Below are 518 nucleotides of genomic sequence, written 5' to 3' on the forward strand. Positions count from 1 at the left end.
AAATACATGAATAACATGCCACTACATTCACACCCTAAATAAGTAGATTGCATTTGTATTTGCGAAAGGCTGTAAATTTACCTAACGGGTCATTTTATGGTACAGTGGCTAGATTACCGCAGAATGTTTGGTGGAATGGAGGGTATTGGAATGAATACAGTAGAAGAATTTGTAGAATCATTAGTTGCAGCAACAGTAAATAAAGAAGTGCAATGGAGCGTGGGTACACCTCAGTTGCGTTCAGTTTTAGAGGAAGTGTACGGAAATTCGGATACGCTTTATATGTTTTTTGATGAAGAGGCTGGCACCCATGTTGTAGTAGCAACGTATCAGTATTATGAAGGTGAAGTCGAAGCAGACGAGTTTATTAAAGACGGCATCAGTATTTTACTTGTGGACGCTGATGATTTTGAGATTGTGAATGAAGTAACAGACGAAGATGTTGAAGATCCAGCTATCTTTACAAATCTAATTGAAGCGATTGAATCCGCGAAATAATTTTATCGTTTAATCGCTGC

Annotated in this window: 1 protein-coding gene; it reads left to right on the top strand. The window is 38.0% G+C overall.

The window, feature by feature from the left end:
* Positions 1-96: 96 nt before the first annotated feature.
* Positions 97-498: a hypothetical protein gene (locus tag V4T18_RS18315; RefSeq protein ID WP_332651895.1), complete on the top strand. Its 402-nt coding sequence runs from the start codon at positions 97-99 to the stop codon at positions 496-498.
* Positions 499-518: the final 20 nt, after the last annotated feature.

The organism is Lysinibacillus sp. 54212, assembly GCF_036662795.1.
Lineage (GTDB): Bacteria > Bacillota > Bacilli > Bacillales_A > Planococcaceae > Lysinibacillus_B.

Coding starts and splice junctions, on each gene's coding strand:
- V4T18_RS18315 (WP_332651895.1), top strand. CDS start 97: ATGGTACAGTGGCTAGATTACCGCAGAATGTTTGGTGGAATGGAGGGT.